Below are 17780 nucleotides of genomic sequence, written 5' to 3'. Positions count from 1 at the left end.
GCAAGTCCAACCAGCTTGCGTTTCGCAGCGCCCGAGACGCAAGCGGAGGATGTCGCCCCATGTGGCTTTTCCTGATCCTGGTCGCCGTGCCGATCGTCGAGATCGCGCTTTTCATCAAGGTCGGCGGCTTTCTGGGGCTGTGGCCCACGCTGGCGATCGTGCTGGCCACGGCGGCGGCGGGCACGCTGCTGCTGCGCGCGCAGGGGCGCGAGGCGATCGACGATCTTCAGCGCAGCCTGACGCAGGGCGGCGATCCGGCGGGCGCGCTGGCGCATGGGGCGCTGGTGCTGGCGGCGGGGCTGCTGCTGCTGACGCCGGGCTTCTTCACCGACGCGGTGGGCCTGGCGCTGCTGATCCGGCCGGTGCGGGCGGCAGTCATCCGCTGGGCCTCGCGTCACATGGCCGCGCGCATGGAGGTGCATGTGCACGCCGCGCGCACGGGCCCCGGCCCGGGTCCGGCCGGCGAGGACGAGGTGATCGACGCCGATTTCGTGGTCCTCGACGAGGACGGCCGCCCGAGGCCCGAACCGGACCCCGACGCGCGCCGCGTTCCGCCGCGCTGAGCGGGGCGCGCATTGTCGCGGCCGGCCGGAAGTGCTAGCCATCGGCGCGGGCGCAGCCGCCCGACCGCATCATTGAACGGAGCATGTCCGACATGGCCGAGAACGCCCAGCAGCCCCCGCAGCCGCAGGTTTCCATCCTTTCGCAGTTCACCAGAGACCTGTCCTTCGAGAACATCGCCGCCATCAAGCAGCAGGCGCCGCAGGGCAAGCCCGACATCCAGGTGGCCGTCAATCTGGACGCGCGCGCGCGCGGCGAGGACCGCTACGAGGTGTCGCTCAAGATCACGGCGAACGCCAAGTCGGGCGAGGAGTCGCTCTTCATGGTCGAGCTGGACTATGCGGGCGTGTTCCACGTGGTCAACGTGCCGCAGGAGCAGCTGCATCCCTTCCTGCTGATCGAATGCCCGCGCCAGCTGTTCCCCTTCGCGCGCCGCATCATCGCCGACGTCACGCGCGACGGCGGCTATCCGCCGCTGATGCTGGACATGGTCGATTTCGTGGCGATCTACCGCCAGGAGCTTCAGCGCCGCCAGGCCGAGCAGGCCGCCGCCGAAGGCTCGGGCCAGGCCTGAGCCGGAACCTGGGCGAGCGCGCGCGCCGCGCTCAGCCGCCCAGGCGCCGCCACAGGGCGTCTTCGCCCAGTTCGGCGACGAAGGCCTCGTGCGCGGCGCGCTCGGCCTCGGTCAGCCGGGAAGGCAGCGGGGCGGGCCGCGGCGGGGCGACCCACTCGGCCTCGGCGCCGTCTGAGCGGCTCTGCCCGCGGCCGCCCTCGATCACGCCCAGCGCGAAATCGGGCTGACGGCCGCCGATCAGCTCGAGATAGACCTCGGCCAGAAGCTCGGAGTCGAGCAGCGCGCCGTGCTTGTCGCGGGCCGAGTTGTCGACCCCGAAGCGGCGGCACAGCGCGTCGAGGGTGTTCTGCGCGCCCGGAAAACGCTTGCGCGCCATCTCGAGCGTGTCGATGGCGCGGCTCATGGGCAGGGGCGGCAGGCCGGCCCATTCGAGCTCGGCGTTGATGAAGCGCATGTCGAAGCGGGCGTTGTGGATCACCAGCTTCGCGTCGCCGATGAAGTCCAGAAACGCCTGCGCCACGTCCTTGAACAGCGGCTTGTCGGCCAGGAAGTCGTCGCCCAGGCCGTGCACCTCGAAGGCCTCGCGCGGCATGGGGCGTTCGGGGTTCAGATACTGGTGATAGTGGCGGCCGGTGGCGACGTGGTTCACCAGCTCGACGGCGCCGATCTCGACGATGCGATGGCGGCCCGAGGGGTCGTAGGGGTCGATGCCGGTGGTTTCGGTGTCGAGAACGATCTCACGCATCGCGGTCCTCCTCGTCGCGCAGGCGACCGTCGCGCACGGCGTCGAGAATCGCGCCGACGCGGCTTCGGGCATGGTCGAGGCCCCGCCCCGTATCGACGACGAAGTCGGCCCTTGCGCGCTTTTGCGCGTCGGGCATCTGGCGGTCCAGGATGGCGCGGAAGGTCTCTTCGCTCATGCCCGGACGGGCCAGCACCCGGCTGCGCTGGATCTCGGGGGGCGCCGAGACGACGACCACCGCGTCGAAGGCCGCATCGCCCCCGGTTTCGAACAGCAGGGGAATGTCGCACACCGCCACGGGCGCGCCCTGGGCGCGGGCCTCGTCCAGAAACCGGGCGCGGTCCATGCCCACCAGCGGATGCACGGCCTGTTCGAGCCGCGGGATCAGCGACGGATCGGCCGTGACCGCGGCGCGCAGCGCGGCGCGGTCGACGCGCGCGCCCTCGGCCGAGTCGATCACGCAGCCGGGCGCGACGGCGCGCACCGCCTCGACCGCGGCGCCGCCGGGGCCGTAAAGCCGCGCCACCGCCGCATCGGCGTCCCAGACGGGCACGCCGCGATCGGCGAACATGGCGGCGGTGGTGGACTTGCCCATGCCGATCGAGCCGGTCAGTCCGAGAACGCGCATGTCACTCCTCCAGCACCGCGCGGCGCAGCTCCTCGTCCACCTCGGGAGCGACGCCGAACCACGCCTCGAAGCCCGGCCGGCCCTGGTGCAGCAGCATGCCCAGGCCGTCGACCCAGCGCATGCGGCGCTCGCGCGCCTCTTCGAGAAGGGGCGTCATCAAGGGCGTGTAGACGATGTCCGTCACCAGCATCGACTTGGGCGCGCGCCGCAGCGAGACGGGCAGCGGCGGATGGCCGGTCATGCCCAGCGCGGTGGCGTTGACCAGCGTCGCGGCGCCGTCCATGGCGGCTTCGGCCTTGATCCAGTCGACCACCCGCACCTTGGCGCCGAAATGCTCGGCCAGGAACTCGGCCCGCGCGCGGGTGCGGTTGGTCAGGCGGATTTCCGGCGCGCCGTCGGACAGAAGCGCCGAGATGATCGCCCGCGCCGCGCCCCCGGCGCCGAACACCAGCGCCGGACCGTCGGACGCCTTCCACCCCGGCGCCCCGGCGCGCAGGTTCTCGAGAAAGCCGTAGCCGTCGGTGTTGTCGGCGTAGATGGTCCCGTCCTCGCGGAAGGTGATGGTGTTGGCCGCGCCGATCAGCGAGGCGCGGTCCGAAACCTTGGTCGCCAGCTTGAGCACGGTTTCCTTGAAGGGAATGGTGACGTTCACGCCGCGAAAGCCCAAGAGAGGCAGCGCGCGGAAGGCGGCCTCGAAGTCGCGGGGCGCGACGCCCAGCGGCACATAGTCGCCCGCCAACCCGTAGCGCCGCAGCCAGTGGCGATGCAGGCGCGGCGATCGCGAGTGCGCGATGGGCCAGCCGACGACCCCCGCAAGCGGAACGCGGTCGTGCTCGGTCATTCCCCCAAAACTCCCCTGGCGCGCAGGAAACCCAGAATCTCGAGCAACGGCAGGCCGAGGACCGTGAAGTGGTCGCCCTGAACGCGGCTGAAGAGCTGCGCGCCAAGCCCTTCGAGATGATAGCAGCCGACCGTCTCGGTCACGGTATCGCCCAGCCGGTCCAGATAGTCATCCAGAAATTGGTCCGAGAAGGGGCGCATGGCAAGCTGCGCGCGCCCCACATGACGCCAGACGGGCCGGCCCTGATGCACGATGACCGCAGCCGACAGCAGCTGATGGGTGCGGCCGCGCAGGGCGCGCAGCTGCGCGGCGGCCTCGGCGCGATCGGCCGGCTTGTCGAACAGGCGGTCCTCGCAGACCAGCACCTGGTCGGCGCCCAGAACCAGATCGCCCGGCGCGTCGGCGCGCCGGAGCCCGACGCGCATGGCCTTCATCTCGGCCAGGGCGTCGGCGACGTCGCGCGCGGGCGCGCCCTCGGCCAGCATGGCGCGCTTGATCTCGGCCTCGTCGACGCGGGCGGGCTCGATGACGACGGGAACGGCCGCCGCCTCGAGCATGCGCGCGCGCGCGCGGCTGGCCGAGGCGAGAACGACCCGGGCGCTCATTCCGCCCGCCCCCGCGCGCGCAGCTCGGCCATGATCGAGGCGGCGGTTTCCTCGATCGAGCGGCGCGTGACGTCGATCACCGGCACGCCGAGGCGCTGAAAGGTGAGCAGGGCCTGCGAGACCTCTTCGCGGATGCGCTCGGGATCGGCGTATCCGTCGCCCCCCTCGCCGCCGATGGCGCGCAGCCGCTGGCCGCGGATCTGCGCCAGCCGGTTGGGGCTGGCGGTCAGGCCGATGGCGGGCACGCCCTCGGCGATCGCCTGCTCAAGCTCGGGCGGCAGCGGCCGGCCCGGAACCAGCGGAACGTTGGCCGCCTTGACGCCGCGCACGGCCAGGTAAAGGCAGGTCGGCGTCTTGGACGTGCGGCTGACGCCCAGCAGGATCACATCCGCGCGGCGCAGACGATCGCCGACCGCCCCGTCATCGTGCGACATGGCGTATTCGATGGCGGCCACGCGGTCGAAATACGACCGGTCGGTTTCGTATTGCTTGCCCGGCCGCATCCTGCGCGCGGGGCCAAGCGCCTGTTCGAGCAGAGCGAAGAGCGGCTTGAGCAGCGGGACGGTGGGCGCGCCGAGCTTGCGGCAGCCTTCCTCGAGCCGGGCGCACAAGCTTTGATCGAGCAGGGTGTAGACGACGGCGCCGGGGTGTTTCTCGACATCCTCCATAACGCGCTCGACGTCCTTGGGCGAGCGCACGAAGACATGCATGCGCCGCTTGACCTTCGGGTCCTCGAACTGGCTCAGCGCCGCGTTAGCCGCGACGCTGAGCGTCTCGCCCGTCGAGTCCGAGACCAGATGCAGAACGTAAGCGGACATGAATCGCCTTTCCGGTGTTCTCTTGCGCGCGGCGCATATTGGCCGCGACGCGCGCCTGGGGATAGCGTGGATTGTCGGGGATAACCCGGCATCGGCGCGAGGTGTGGCGAGATCGCTTCAATCGGGCGCCCGAGTCATCCACCTGTTGACGAGGAATCCGGCCCCGGCCGCGTCGGCTGTGGATAACTTTCGCCCATCGCGACGCCCCGCCGCAGCATGGCGCGCCGAGCTGAGGAAAACTCTCACGCTTATGGCTTAAGAATTTGTTTTTTCGAGGTTTTTTATCAACACGACAGGCGTGGAGAACCTTGAAAAGCGGCGATGAATCCGCGCGCGCTGGACAAAATTGTGGATAACCTTGTGGAGCTTCGGACTCGAAACGGTAATCCCCACTGTGCAGGGGCCCTACTAAGCACTACAACCTTCAAATCTCCCCCTGTTTCTCTGAGGATGACATGACCCCGCCGACAAAGACCCTTCTGCGCGCCCTGGCCGGCGAAACCCTGCCGACGCCGCCGATCTGGCTCATGCGTCAAGCGGGACGCTACCTGCCCGAATACCGGGCGGTGCGCGAGAAGGCGGGCGGATTCCTCGATCTTTGCTACAACCCGGACCTGGCCACCGAGGTGACGCTGCAACCGATCCGACGCTTCGGCTTCGACGCGGCGATCCTGTTCGCCGACATCCTTCTGGTTCCCCAGGCCCTGGGCGCCAAACTGGCCTTCGAGGCCGGAGAGGGCCCGCGCCTGTCCACCGTCATACGCAAGGAGGACCTGGCCGTTCTGAAGCCGGCCTCGGCAGTCCACGAAACCTTGTCGCCCATCTACGAAACCGTCCGCCGTTTGCGCAGCGAGCTGCCCTCGCACGTCGCGTTGATCGGCTTCGCCGGCGCGCCCTGGACGGTCGCGACCTACATGATCGCCGGGCGCGGAACGCCGGACCAGGCCCCGGCGCGGCGCATGATCGTCGAGGCGCCCGAGTTGTTCGCCGCGTTGCTCGACCGGATCACCGAAGCCACCATCGAATATCTGGACGCGCAGATCGAGGCTGGCGCAGAAGCGGTCAAGATATTCGACAGCTGGGCCGGACCGCTCAATTTCGAGGATTTCGAAACCTGCTGCATCGCGCCCTTCAACCGCATCGCCGCGGCGCTGAAGGAACGGCATCCGAACGTGCCAATCATCGGCTTTCCCCGCGGGGCCGGCGCGCGCAGCGCGGCGTTCGTCAAGGCCACCGACGCTGACGCGATCGCCATAGACCAAAGCGTCGATCCGGCTTGGGCCGCAGAGAATCTGCAAGGAAAATGCGCGGTGCAGGGCAACCTCGATCCGCTCTTGCTGGTGACGGGCGGCGCGCGTCTCGAGTCCCAGGCGCGGCGCATCTTGCGCGCGCTGCGCAACGGGCCGCATGTCTTCAACCTTGGACACGGCATCACGCCGGACGCCGATCCCGACAACGTCGCGCGGCTGGTCGAAATCGTGCGGAGCGCGGAATGACGGACTGGCTGGCCGCGCATTACGACTGGCTCAAGGCGCTGCATGTGATGAGCGTCATCGCCTGGATGGCCGGGATCTTCTACCTGCCGCGGCTTTTCGTCTATCACGCCGAACGCGGACGCGCCGAGCCGGTTCTGGACGAAACCTTCAAGGTCATGGAGCGGCGGCTTTATCGTGCGATCATGGTTCCGGCGATGATCTCGAGCTGGATTTTCGGCGCGTCGATGCTGATCGCGATCGGGCTCGAGGGGATCCTGGCCGCAGGTTGGCTGCAGGCCAAGCTGGCGCTGGTCGTGGCCATGACCATCTATCACGAGTTCCTTGGGCGCGAGATGCGCGCCTTTCAGGCGGGCGCCAATCGACGCTCGGGCCGCGCCTTTCGCATGATCAACGAGATCCCGACCCTTCTCATGGTTCTGATCGTGATCATGGCCATCGTCGAGCCGTTCTGAGGATCTTGACAAGCGCGGCCGCCTTCCCGTAGCGTTTCGCGCGTCCGTGCAGCCCTGTCCGACCCTCCTTCCCGCACGGAAATCCTCTTGCCGCCAGCTGCCGAGAGACGAGGCCGCGCGGGCAAATCTTCGGGAAATACATGGAAATCCAAGAACTTAAGCTCTCCGACCTGAAGGAGAAGTCGCCCACTGCCCTGCTGGAGTTCGCCGAAGAGCTCGAGATCGAAGGCGCGTCGACCATGCGCCGGCAGGACATGATGTTCGCCATCCTGAAAGAGCTTGCCGACCGGGATGTCCAGATCATCGGCGGCGGCGTGCTCGAGGTTCTTCAGGACGGATTCGGGTTCCTGCGCTCGCCCGAGTCCAATTATCTGCCGGGACCGGACGACATTTACGTCAGCCCCAACCAGATCCGCAAATTCGCCCTGCGCACCGGAGACACGGTCGAGGGCCTGATCCGTGCGCCGAAGGAAGGCGAACGCTATTTCGCGCTGGTCAAGTTGAACACGCTGAACTTCGAAGATCCCGAGAAGGCGCGCCACAAGGTACATTTCGACAATCTGACGCCGCTCTACCCGAATGAGCGGCTCAAGATGGAAATCGAAGACGAACAGACCAAGGACAAGTCGGCGCGCGTGATCGATCTGGTCGCCCCGATCGGCAAGGGACAGCGCTGCCTGATCGTCGCGCCGCCGCGGACCGGCAAGACGGTTCTGCTCCAGAACATCGCGCACTCGATCGAGAAGAACCATCCCGAGTGCTACCTCATCGTCCTGCTGATCGACGAGCGCCCCGAGGAAGTGACGGACATGCAGCGCTCGGTCGCGGGCGAGGTCATCTCCTCGACCTTCGACGAGCCGGCCACGCGGCATGTCGCGGTTTCGGAAATGGTGATCGAAAAGGCCAAGCGCCTAGTCGAACATGGCCGCGACGTCGTGATCCTGCTTGATTCGATCACCAGGCTGGGACGCGCCTACAACACGGTCATTCCCAGCTCGGGCAAGGTTCTGACCGGCGGCGTCGACGCGAATGCATTGCAACGGCCGAAGCGATTCTTCGGCGCCGCGCGGAACATCGAAGAGGGCGGTTCGCTGTCGATCATCGCCACCGCGCTGATCGATACCGGAAGCCGCATGGACGAGGTGATCTTCGAAGAGTTCAAGGGCACCGGCAACTCGGAGATCGTGCTTGACCGCAAGGTCGCCGACAAGCGCGTCTTCCCGGCGATCGACATCCTGAAATCCGGCACCCGCAAGGAAGAGCTTCTGGTCGAGAAGAGCGACCTGGCCAAGATGTTCGTCCTGCGCCGCATCCTGAACCCCATGGGTCCGGCCGACGCGATCGATTTCCTGCTCGGCAAGCTCAAGCAGACCAGAACCAACGCCGAATTCTTCGATTCGATGAACGCCTGACGCCCGACCGGAATTTTCGTCGATCGGCCCGAGCACCAGGCTGTTCGGGCCGATTTTATTGGAGTGGTCGATGGACGAGGAAACGATCTTCGCCCAGGCGACGGCCCCCGGCAAGGCGGGCGTCGCCGTCATCCGCATCTCGGGACCGCTGGCCGATTCCGCCCTGTCGGCCCTGGCCGGACCTTTGCCCGAGCCGCGAAGGATGGTCCTGCGGCGAGTGGCGAACCCATCGAATGGCGACACTCTGGACCATGCCCTGGCGGTGCGCTTCGCAGCCGAGGCCAGCTTCACCGGCGAGCCGACGGCCGAGCTGCACCTGCACGGAAGCGCAGCGGTCGTGCGCTCGGTCCTGGATGCCTTGGCGAAGATGGAGGGGCTGAGGCCGGCCGAGCCGGGCGAATTCACGCGCCGGGCGCTGTTCAACGGCCGCATGGATCTTGCGCAGGTCGAGGGGCTGTCGGACCTGCTCGCCGCCGAAACCGAAGCGCAGCGGCTTCAGGCCATGCGGGTCATGGAAGGCGGCTTGAGCCGGCTGGTCGATCATTGGCGCGAAAGGCTCATCCGCGCCGCGGCGTTGATCGAAGCCGGCATCGATTTCGCGGACGAAGATTTGCCCGCGGGTTTGCTCGATGGCGCGGCGGACGCCATGGAGACGGTTCTTGCCGAAGTCAAGGCGGAGCTTTCCGGGGCCCAGGCGGCTGAGCGCATCAGGGAGGGTTTCCGGGTAGCGATCCTGGGGCGGCCAAACTCGGGCAAGTCGACGCTGCTCAACGCTCTGGCGAAGCGCGACGCGGCAATCGTTTCGGAGCATGCGGGGACGACTCGGGACGTCATCGAGGTGCATCTGGATCTTTGGGGCCTGCCGGTGACGTTCCTAGACACCGCCGGGCTGCGGGAAACGGATGATCCGGTCGAGAGGATCGGCATCGAACGTTCTCGCAAGGCGGCGGAAAACGCGGATGTTCGGCTTTGGCTCCAGGAGATCGACGATGGCGCCGAGCCGGAAATTGCATTGAGCGATGCCGACCTGGTCGTCATCAGCAAGGCGGATCGAGGCTCCGCCCCTGATGGTTTGGCCGTATCCGCATTGACCGGAAAAGGCGTGGACTTGCTGCTTGAGACGCTGTTCAATCGCCTTCGGGCGACGGCGCAGACATCGAGCCACGTGATCCGCGTTCGCCAACGCGTCGCGCTGGAGCGCGGCGCGGAGGCGTTGGAAAGGTGTCTTTCGTTGGCGCGATCCGGGATCGGCGAGCCCGAGATTCTTGCCGAGGAACTGCGTTACGCGTTAAGGCAACTTGAGGCCCTGATCGGGCGGGTCGATGTCGAGGACCTGCTGGATGACGTCTTCGCCAGTTTCTGCATAGGGAAATAGGCATGTTTCACGTGAAACACGGGCGTTATGACGTGGTGGTGGTTGGCGGCGGGCATGCCGGCGTCGAGGCTGCCTGCGCGGCTTCGCGCGGCGGAGCGCGCACGGCGCTGATCACCCTGGATGCCTCGAAGATTGGCGAGATGTCTTGCAACCCCGCCTTCGGCGGTCTGGGGAAAGGTCACATCGTTCGCGAAATCGATGCGCTGGACGGCGTGATGGCGCGAGCGGCCGACTACTCGGCGATTCACTACCGCTTGCTCAATCGAAGCAAGGGCCCCGCCGTTCAAGGGCCAAGGGTTCAGGCCGACCGGGACCGATACCGCAGATACGTCCAGAGATTTGTGGCCGCTTTGCCCAATCTCGATGTCATTGAGGCCGAAGTCGAGCGACTGAACTGCCGACGGGGCGAAATAAATGGCGTCGTTCTTGCGAGCGGAGGCGTCATCGGCTGCGCGGCTGTGGTCCTCGCCACCGGCACGTTTCTGCGGGGCAAGCTATTCGTGGGCGACCAGTCGCAAAGCGGCGGCCGGGTTTTCGAGCGCGCGGCAACGGCTCTTGGGCTCGAACTCGAGCGCATGGGTCTGCCCATGGGGCGCCTCAAGACCGGCACGCCGCCGCGACTCTGGCGACGCAGCATCGACTTCTCGATCCTCGAGGAGCAAGCCGGCGACGCCGACCCCTCCTTCATGTCGTTCCTCACGGACGGGATCATTGCGCCGCAGGAGTCTTGCTACATCACGGCGACCAACGAACGCACGCACGAGATCATTCAGGAGAATATCTCGAAATCAGCCATGTATGGCGGCCACATCGCCGCGCGCGGTCCGCGTTACTGCCCTTCCATCGAGGACAAGGTGACGAGATTTCCCGAACGCGGCGCACATCAGGTCTTTCTTGAGCCCGAGGGCGCGGGCGCCCAGACCATCTATCCGAACGGGATCTCGACGTCGCTCCCGGCCGACATCCAGCTTGAATATGTCCGCACGATCAAGGGGCTGGAGAAGGCCGAGATTTCGCAGCCGGGCTATGCGGTCGAGTATGACTTCATTGATCCACGAGCGCTGGACCGCCGTTTGATGCTCAAGGATTTGCCGGGCCTTTTCCTTGCGGGTCAGATCAACGGGACCACTGGGTATGAAGAGGCCGGGGGGCAGGGATTGCTCGCCGGCGCAAACGCGGCGGCATTCGCTCGGGGGCTTGAGGTCTTGGAGCTCTCGCGTGATGAAGCCTATATCGGCGTCATGGTCGATGATCTCGTCACGCGCGGGGTCAGCGAACCCTATCGCATGTTCACATCGCGCGCCGAGTTTCGGCTCAGTCTTCGTGCCGACAACGCCGACCAGCGGCTGACCCCGAAGGGCGTCAGCCTGGGCCTTGTCACGGAAGAGCGGCAGCGGAAGTTCGAGGAAAAATGGCGCCGGCTTGATTCCGCCCGATCGCTGCTCCAATCCCGCACGGTTTCGCCTCAGGAGGCGCGTTCGGCTGGGATACGCGTCAACATGGACGGCGCGCGACGCTCTCTTTACCAGCTGCTTGGCGCCGGAGACCAGGTTTGGGATGCGTTGTGCACGATCGCGCCGGAGCTGGCAAAACTGGACGCCGACATTCGCGACCAGATTGCCCGCGACGCGAAATACGCGCCGTTTCTTGAGCGGCAGGAACAGGAAATTGCGCGCCTTCGCGCGAGCGAATCGATCCCGATCCCGCCCGATTTCGACTACCGTCGAGTCGCGGGCCTCTCCGCCGAGCTGCAGGAACGCCTGGCCGCAGCCCGGCCCGAGACCTTGGCCCAGGCCATGCGCATCGAGGGCGTCACGCCAACCGGCATGGCGCTTGTTCTCGCCAGCATCCGCAAGCGCGCCGTATGAACCGGCGTGACGTTGAAAATTTCCTCGCCAACGAGGTCGGTGTTTCACGTGAAACGCTCGAGCGGCTCGATCTCTTCGAGCAGCTTCTCGGTCGCTGGAATCGCGCGATCAATCTGGTCGGTCCTTCCACCCTCGATTCAATCTGGGAGCGTCATTTCGCCGACTCCGCCCAACTGTGGCTTCTGCGGCCGGAAGTCATCACGTCCTGGCTGGACCTCGGTTCCGGCGGTGGCTTTCCGGGCCTCGTGATCGCCGCCATCGCAGCCGAGCTCAATCCGACCCTTCAGGTTACGCTCGTCGAGTCCGACAGCCGCAAGTGCGCCTTTCTTCTTGCCGCGGCACGAGAGATGAGCGTGAATACGACCGTTCTGAACAAGAGGATCGAGTCCATCCCGGCGGGGCCACATGAAGTCATTTCGGCCCGGGCGCTGGCGCCGCTCTCCAAGCTTCTCGACATGACCGAACGCTTCGCGCCATTCTCGCCACGCCTGCTTTTCCCGAAAGGCGCCAATGCGCTGTCGGAGTTGACCGAGGCGCGAAAAAGCTGGAATATCGACGCGCGGCTCATGCCAAGTCGGGTCGATCCCCGCGGCCAAATCCTGGAAATATCGAGGTTTTCCCGTGTCCAGCACGCCTGACCAGCCTTTGATGAGCGACGCCCGCAGGATTCTGGCCATTGCCAATCAGAAAGGCGGGGTGGGAAAGACCACGACCGCCATAAACCTGGCGGCGGCGTTGGTCGAGACGGGGCGGAAGGTGCTCCTCATCGACCTTGATCCGCAAGGGAACGCCAGCACCGGCCTGGGCATAGACGCGGACCGGCGCGTGAAGACCGCCTACGATGTCCTCATTGCGGACGACCCGCTGCGCGACGCGATCCAACGCACGGATCTCGAGCGCCTGGACATCGTGCCGGCGACGGTCGATCTCAGCTCCGCCGATGTGGCGATGGTGAGCGACAAGCGCCGCAATCGTCGGTTGCGCGATGCCCTGGCCGCGGCCGAAATCGCGCGCGACTACGATCATGTCGTCATCGACTGCCCGCCATCGCTCAATCTTCTGACGATCAACGCCATGGGCGCGGCCGACGCGGTTCTGGTGCCGCTCCAATGCGAGTTTTTCGCCATGGAGGGGCTGTCGCAACTCCTCAAGACCGTCAAGCAGGTTCGGCGAAGCCTGAATCCCGATCTGAAGATCGAAGGCGTCATCCTCACCATGTTCGACCGACGCAACAACCTGTCGCAGATGGTCGCCGAGGATGTGCGGCGCAACCTTGGGGATCTGGTCTACCGGACCGTCATTCCGCGAAACGTTCGTCTGTCCGAAGCGCCTTCCTATGCTGCGCCCATCACGGTCTACGATAGCGCATCGCGCGGAAGTCTCGCCTACCGCGCCCTGGCGCGCGAATTCATCGAGCGCCAGGCCCTCGCCGCCGCCTGAGAACGAAAGGGTTTCGCAATGGCCAAGCAACCGCACAACAAGGCCTTGGGACGTGGCCTCGCCGAGCTCCTGGCCGACGACGAAGCCGAGACGACGCAGCGCGAGTCCACGTTGCCGATCGACGTCATCGTCCCGAATCCGGCGCAGCCTCGACGCCACTTCGACCCCGATCTGCTCGACGAACTTGCCGCCTCGATCCGAGAGCGCGGCGTCATCCAGCCGCTGATCGTGCGGCCGGATCCCGGCAAGCAGGGGCGATACCAGATCGTCGCCGGAGAGCGGCGTTGGCGCGCGGCGCAGAAGGCGCAACTGCACGAGGTTCCCGTCGTCATCCGCGACCTCGATGATGCGCAGGTTCTCGAGCTTGCGATCATCGAGAACATTCAAAGAACAGACCTGAATCCGGTCGAAGAGGCGCGCGGCTTCGCGCAGCTGATCGAGCAGTTCGGCCACACCCAGGAAAAACTGGCCGAAGCGATGGGCAAGAGCCGCAGCTACATCGCCAACGCCTTGCGTCTGTTGACGCTTCCCCAAAGCGTGCTCGACCACCTGGCCGCCGGCCGGCTCAGCGCCGGACATGCGCGCGCGCTGATCACGGCGGAGGATCCCGCCGCTCTCGCCGAGCGCGTCATCGCTCAGGGCCTTTCGGTTCGCGAAACCGAAAGGCTCGTCAAGGACCAGAAGACCAAGGCGACGGCCGCGCCGAAGCCGCGCGTCGTCAAGGACCCCGACACGCTCGCGCTCGAGGCCGACCTCAGCGCCAGCATCGGCCTTCCCGTCAAGATCGAGCACAAGGGAGAGAAAGGCGGCGAGGTGCGCCTGCGTTATGCCAGTCTCGAAGAGCTGGACGGCATCTGTCAGCTTCTGAGCCGTTAACGGCGCTGCCGCGCCTGCATCGCAAGGCGCATGAGCGTGCGCTCGACCAGCGCTTGCGCCGGCGGCGGGTTCGGAGAGCGAAGCGCCAGATCCGCTTCGAGCAAGGCGCGCAGCGCGTTTTCGATCCCCTCGCGCCCCAGCCTGCGCACATGCGCGACCATCAGCGAACGCCTCGGACCGAACAGGGGCGGCCGCGCGCGTCCCGCCGCCGCTTCTGGGCCATCGGGCGCCGATGCGATCTCGAAAGCCTGGCGAAAATGCCGCGACGTCGCGATGAGCAGGCCCGTCGGCGCGGCGCCCTGGGCCGCCAGCCGTCTGAGAATGATGGGAAGCCGCTCGACTTCGCCCTTCGCCACCGCCGCGACCAGCTCGTCAAGCTCGGCCTCCAGCTGCGCGGGCGCGCAGGCGGCGACGTCCTCGGCCCGAAGCGCTCCCTCGCCCTCGCCCAGATACAGCGCCAGCTTCTCGATCAGCGCGCGGAATTCTTCCGCCTCCATCCCCTCGGCAAGCGCCGCAAGGGCGTCCATGGCTTCCGGCGACCAGCTGGCGATGCGCGCCGCCTTGAGCATGGCGGCGATCTCCTCCCGGTCGGGAGGCTCGGAGTACACCCCCACCGCCGCCAGCTGCGCGTGCGCTTCGAACAGCTTGCGCAAGGCGCCCTTCGGCTTCAGATCTCCGGCGGAAACCACCAGCGCCGCATCGCCGCCCCGCAGGTCTTCAAGCGCCGCCTCGACCGCCTTCGCGACGCCATCGCCGGCGCCTTCGATCACGACGACGGTTCTTGCGCTGAAGAAGCCCCGTGAGCGCAAGGCATCGCTCAGCGCCGCCGGGTCGCGCTGGACCGCCGGGCCCGCAAGCCGAACAAGCTCTCCGTCCTCGCCCGCCAGCGCGCGCGCAAGGCGCTCGCGCCGCGCCGCGGTCTCGGCAGGATCCGGGCCGAAAAGCAGCGTGCCGGCGACGCCCTCGATCGGGCGCTCGACATGACGCTTCGCCTCGCGGCCGGTCAGCTTCATGTTTGCGCGCGGCGGCTCAGCTCGGCCAGGACGCGGTCCGCGATCCGCTCGCCCAGCTCGCGCGCCAGGCGCTCCTGCGCATCGCGTTCGGCGGCGCGCGTCGCAAAGAGCGAGCCGGTGGCGGAATACGCCGTCACGGCCTCGACGAAGCCGGAGACGGGCGCAAAGTCTTCTCCGCCCGTCAGAATGTAGCGGCTGCGTCCCCGCAGAACATAGCGCGTGATCGAGTTGTCGTCGGTGATCGCCAGGCCGGACGAAGAGAAGGAAAGTTCGGCCGTCAGGCGCAGGGGCGCATCCGGTGCGGCGCGACCGAGCCGACGCTCGAGCGCCTCGCGCAGGGCGAAGCCGAGCCGGTCGGTCGGCACGTCGAGCGCAATTGCGCCAAGAGCGCGCGCCGGGCCGGAACCAGCGCGGTTCATCGGCGCGAAGCCGCACGCGCCCAGCGTCGCCGCGGCCAGCAGCGCGGCGCAGAGGCGGCGGCGCTCAGAGCACGACATTGACGATGCGTCCGGGCACGACGATCACCTTGCGCGGCGTCTTGCCGTCCAGAAAGCGGCGCACGTTGTCGTCAGCCAGCGCCATCTGCTCGATCTCTTCGCGCGAGGCCTCGCGCGGGACGCGTATCTCGGCGCGCCGCTTGCCGTTGACCTGAACCGCGATCGGGGTCGTGTCCTCGACCAGCAAGGCGGGATCGGCCTTGGGCCAGGGGGTTTGCGCGACCAGCTTCGTCTCTCCCAGAGCCGACCAGATTTCCTCGGCGATGTGCGGCGCCATCGGGGCCATGAGCTGGGCCAGGGCGGACAGGGCCTCGCGCCTGGCGTGCCCCATGCCCTCGCCCTCGGCCGGCGCCTTCGAGATCGCGTTGACGAACTCGTAGATGCGGGCGATCGCCTTGTTGAAGGCGAAGCCCTCGATGTCGGCCGTCACGCCGGCGATGGTCCGATGCGTGGCGCGGCGAAGCGCCATGGCGGCCTCGCACGGATCGGCCGGCGGCTCGGCGCCCCTGGCGGGCAGCGAAGGCAAGGCGTCCTCGGTCAGACGCCAGACCCGCTGCAGAAACCGCCAGGCCGCTTCGGCGCCGGCCGCCGTCCATTCGACGTCACGATCCGGCGGGCTGTCCGACAGGATGAACCAACGGGCCGTGTCGGCGCCGTACTGGTCGATGATGTCGGTCGGATCGACCACGTTCTTCTTGGATTTGGACATCTTGATCGAGGGGCCGACCTCGACCGGCGCGCCGGTGGCCGCCTCGACATGGCGCCCGTCCACGATGCGCACCTCGTCCGGGCTCAGCCAGCGCCCGTCCTGCGCGCGGTAGGTCTCATGACAGACCATGCCCTGGGTGAACAGCGCTTCGAAGGGTTCGACGCATTTCTCGGGCAGGTGGCCCGTCTTGTGCATCGCCCGCGCGAAGAACCGCGAATAGAGCAGGTGCAGGATCGCATGCTCGACGCCGCCGATATACTGATCGACGTTCATCCAGTAATCGACCGCTTCGGGATCGGTCGGCGTCTTGGCCCTCGGCGCGGTGAAGCGCGCGTAATACCACGAGCTGTCCACGAAGGTGTCCATCGTGTCGGTCTCGCGCTTGGCGGGGCCGCCGCAGCGCGGACAGGGCGCGTCGCGCCAGGTCGGATGGCGGTCGAGCGGGTTGCCCGGCTTGTCGAAGGTCACGTCCTCGGGCAGGCGAACGGGCAGGTTTTCCTTCTTCTCGGGCACCACGCCGCATTCGGGGCAGTGGAGCACCGGGATCGGGCAGCCCCAGTAGCGCTGGCGGCTGATGCCCCAGTCGCGCAGGCGATAGTTCACCTTGCGCTCGCCCTTGCCGGCTTGCTCGATGCGGCGGGCGACCTCGGCCTTGGCCTCGTCGACGCTCATGCCGTCCAGAAAGCGCGAGTTCACGATGCGCCCGGGGCCGGTGTAGGCCTCGTCCTCGATGACGAAGCTGGCCGGGTCCTGGCCTTCGGGGCACACCACCGGCGTCACCGGCAGGCCGTATTTGCGCGCGAAATCAAGGTCGCGCTGGTCGTGCGCGGGGCAGCCGAAGATGGCGCCGGTCCCGTAATCCATGAGGATGAAGTTCGCGACGTAGACCGGCAGCTGCCAGTCGGGGTCGAAGGGATGGCGCACGCGCACGCCGGTGTCGAAGCCCTTCTTCTCGGCCTTTTCCAGCGCCTCTTCCGAAGTGCCGATCCGCCGGCATTCCTCGGCGAAGGCCGCAAGCTCGGCATTCTCGCGCGCCAGCGCCTTGGCCAGCGGATGGTCCGCCGCCACGGCGCAGAAGCTGGCGCCGAACAGCGTGTCGGGGCGCGTGGTGTAGACGGTCAGCTCCTCATGGCCTTCGGGCGCGCCGATCGTCTCGAAGCGGAACTCCAACCCCTCCGAGCGTCCGATCCAGTTGCGCTGCATCAGCCGCACCTTCTCGGGCCATTTTTCCAGCCGGTCGATGCCTTCGAGCAGCTCCTCGGCGAAGTCGGTGATGCGGAAGAACCACTGCGTCAGCTCGCGCCGCTCGACCAGCGCGCCCGAGCGCCAGCCGCGCCCGTTCTCGACCTGCTCGTTGGCCAGAACGGTCATGTCCACGGGATCCCAGTTGACCATCGAGGACTTGCGATAGACCAGCCCCGCCTCGAGCATGTCCAGGAACAGCGCCTGTTGCTGCGCGTAGTATTCGGGATCGCAGGTGGCGAATTCGCGCGACCAGTCCAGCGACAGGCCAAGCGGCAACATCTGCGCCTTCATGGCGGCGATGTTGTCATAGGTCCATTTGCCCGGATGCACGCCGCGCTCCATGGCGGCGTTCTCGGCGGGCATGCCGAACGCATCCCACCCCATGGGGTGCAAGACGTTGAATCCGCACGCTTTCTTGTAGCGCGCCACGACGTCGCCCATCGCGTAGTTGCGAACATGCCCCATGTGAATGCGCCCCGACGGATAGGGGAACATTTCAAGAACGTAGCATTTGGGGCGCGCGGGATCGGCTTGCGCGCGGAAGCAGCCGCCGTCTTCCCACGCCTTGCGCCATTTCGGCTCGACTTCCCGGTGGTTGTAGCGCGCCATGTCTTCCCTCGGATTGCTG

General features: G+C 67.0%; 18 protein-coding genes. 10 read left to right on the top strand and 8 right to left on the bottom strand.

The window, feature by feature from the left end; translation table 11 throughout:
- The first annotated feature begins 59 nt into the window (after positions 1-59).
- Positions 60-563 (top strand): FxsA family protein, encoded by a 504-nt coding sequence (locus LY05_RS10175; RefSeq protein ID WP_148923093.1) that lies wholly within the window; start codon positions 60-62, stop codon positions 561-563.
- 83 nt (positions 564-646) lie between these two features.
- On the top strand, positions 647-1135 hold the full coding sequence (gene secB, locus LY05_RS10170; protein ID WP_370426841.1) for a protein-export chaperone SecB: 489 nt from the start codon (positions 647-649) through the stop codon (positions 1133-1135).
- Positions 1136-1166: 31 nt separating this feature from the next.
- Here the strand turns inward: secB and dnaQ are convergent, their stop codons facing one another.
- The 5 genes from dnaQ to LY05_RS10145 are packed head-to-tail and all read right to left on the bottom strand — an operon-like array spanning position 1167 to position 4769.
- Complete coding sequence (gene dnaQ / locus LY05_RS10165) at positions 1167-1880, bottom strand: DNA polymerase III subunit epsilon (protein WP_148923092.1); 714 nt, start codon at positions 1878-1880, stop codon at positions 1167-1169.
- Positions 1873-2505, bottom strand: coding sequence for a dephospho-CoA kinase (coaE, locus tag LY05_RS10160; RefSeq protein WP_072747017.1), 633 nt, complete (start codon positions 2503-2505; stop codon positions 1873-1875). The genes dnaQ and coaE overlap by 8 nt, the downstream gene beginning before the upstream one ends.
- Position 2506: 1 nt before the next feature.
- Positions 2507-3346 (bottom strand): shikimate dehydrogenase, encoded by an 840-nt coding sequence (locus tag LY05_RS10155; protein WP_148923091.1) that lies wholly within the window; start codon positions 3344-3346, stop codon positions 2507-2509.
- On the bottom strand, positions 3343-3951 hold the full coding sequence (locus LY05_RS10150; RefSeq protein ID WP_148923090.1) for a Maf family protein: 609 nt from the start codon (positions 3949-3951) through the stop codon (positions 3343-3345). The genes LY05_RS10155 and LY05_RS10150 overlap by 4 nt, the downstream gene beginning before the upstream one ends.
- A complete protein-coding gene (locus LY05_RS10145; protein WP_148923089.1) occupies positions 3948-4769 on the bottom strand; it encodes a pyruvate, water dikinase regulatory protein in 822 nt (273 codons plus the stop codon). The genes LY05_RS10150 and LY05_RS10145 overlap by 4 nt, the downstream gene beginning before the upstream one ends.
- A 455-nt stretch (positions 4770-5224) precedes the next feature.
- Here LY05_RS10145 and hemE point away from each other — a divergent pair, with 455 nt between their 5' ends.
- The 8 genes from hemE to LY05_RS10105 all read left to right on the top strand — a co-directional run bounded on the left by hemE (position 5225) and on the right by LY05_RS10105 (position 13688).
- On the top strand, positions 5225-6265 hold the full coding sequence (gene hemE, locus LY05_RS10140) for a uroporphyrinogen decarboxylase (RefSeq protein ID WP_072747021.1): 1041 nt from the start codon (positions 5225-5227) through the stop codon (positions 6263-6265).
- Positions 6262-6717, top strand: coding sequence for a protoporphyrinogen oxidase HemJ (gene hemJ / locus LY05_RS10135; protein ID WP_148923088.1), 456 nt, complete (start codon positions 6262-6264; stop codon positions 6715-6717). The genes hemE and hemJ overlap by 4 nt, the downstream gene beginning before the upstream one ends.
- Before the next feature lie 140 nt (positions 6718-6857).
- On the top strand, positions 6858-8129 hold the full coding sequence (gene rho / locus LY05_RS10130; protein WP_170258970.1) for a transcription termination factor Rho: 1272 nt from the start codon (positions 6858-6860) through the stop codon (positions 8127-8129).
- A gap of 70 nt (positions 8130-8199) precedes the next feature.
- Positions 8200-9504, top strand: a complete 1305-nt coding sequence (gene mnmE, locus LY05_RS10125; RefSeq protein ID WP_148923087.1) for a tRNA uridine-5-carboxymethylaminomethyl(34) synthesis GTPase MnmE — start codon at positions 8200-8202, stop codon at positions 9502-9504.
- Positions 9505-9506: 2 nt separating this feature from the next.
- Entirely contained in the window at positions 9507-11372 is a 1866-nt protein-coding gene (gene mnmG / locus LY05_RS10120) for a tRNA uridine-5-carboxymethylaminomethyl(34) synthesis enzyme MnmG (protein WP_148923086.1), read from the top strand.
- On the top strand, positions 11369-12010 hold the full coding sequence (gene rsmG, locus LY05_RS10115) for a 16S rRNA (guanine(527)-N(7))-methyltransferase RsmG (RefSeq protein WP_148923085.1): 642 nt from the start codon (positions 11369-11371) through the stop codon (positions 12008-12010). Before mnmG ends, rsmG begins: the two co-directional genes overlap by 4 nt.
- A 10-nt stretch (positions 12011-12020) precedes the next feature.
- Positions 12021-12812 carry a ParA family protein gene (locus tag LY05_RS10110; RefSeq protein WP_072747027.1) on the top strand — a complete coding sequence of 264 codons (792 nt, stop codon included), beginning with the start codon at positions 12021-12023 and terminating at the stop codon, positions 12810-12812.
- A gap of 18 nt (positions 12813-12830) precedes the next feature.
- On the top strand, positions 12831-13688 hold the full coding sequence (locus LY05_RS10105; RefSeq protein WP_148923084.1) for a ParB/RepB/Spo0J family partition protein: 858 nt from the start codon (positions 12831-12833) through the stop codon (positions 13686-13688).
- On the opposite strand, the gene holA is transcribed toward LY05_RS10105, so the two are convergent.
- From holA to leuS, 3 genes are all read right to left on the bottom strand, one after another.
- Positions 13685-14701, bottom strand: a complete 1017-nt coding sequence (gene holA, locus LY05_RS10100; protein WP_148923083.1) for a DNA polymerase III subunit delta — start codon at positions 14699-14701, stop codon at positions 13685-13687. The genes LY05_RS10105 and holA overlap by 4 nt on opposite strands.
- Entirely contained in the window at positions 14698-15120 is a 423-nt protein-coding gene (gene lptE, locus LY05_RS10095; RefSeq protein WP_170258969.1) for an LPS assembly lipoprotein LptE, read from the bottom strand. The genes holA and lptE overlap by 4 nt, the downstream gene beginning before the upstream one ends.
- Positions 15121-15184: 64 nt before the next feature.
- Complete coding sequence (leuS, locus tag LY05_RS10090; protein WP_148923081.1) at positions 15185-17761, bottom strand: leucine--tRNA ligase; 2577 nt, start codon at positions 17759-17761, stop codon at positions 15185-15187.
- Positions 17762-17780 lie beyond the last annotated feature (19 nt).

Origin of the sequence: Oceanicella actignis (assembly GCF_008124525.1) — a bacterium.
Classification (GTDB): domain Bacteria; phylum Pseudomonadota; class Alphaproteobacteria; order Rhodobacterales; family Rhodobacteraceae; genus Oceanicella; species Oceanicella actignis.
This window is presented reverse-complemented; position numbering and strand designations above follow the sequence as displayed.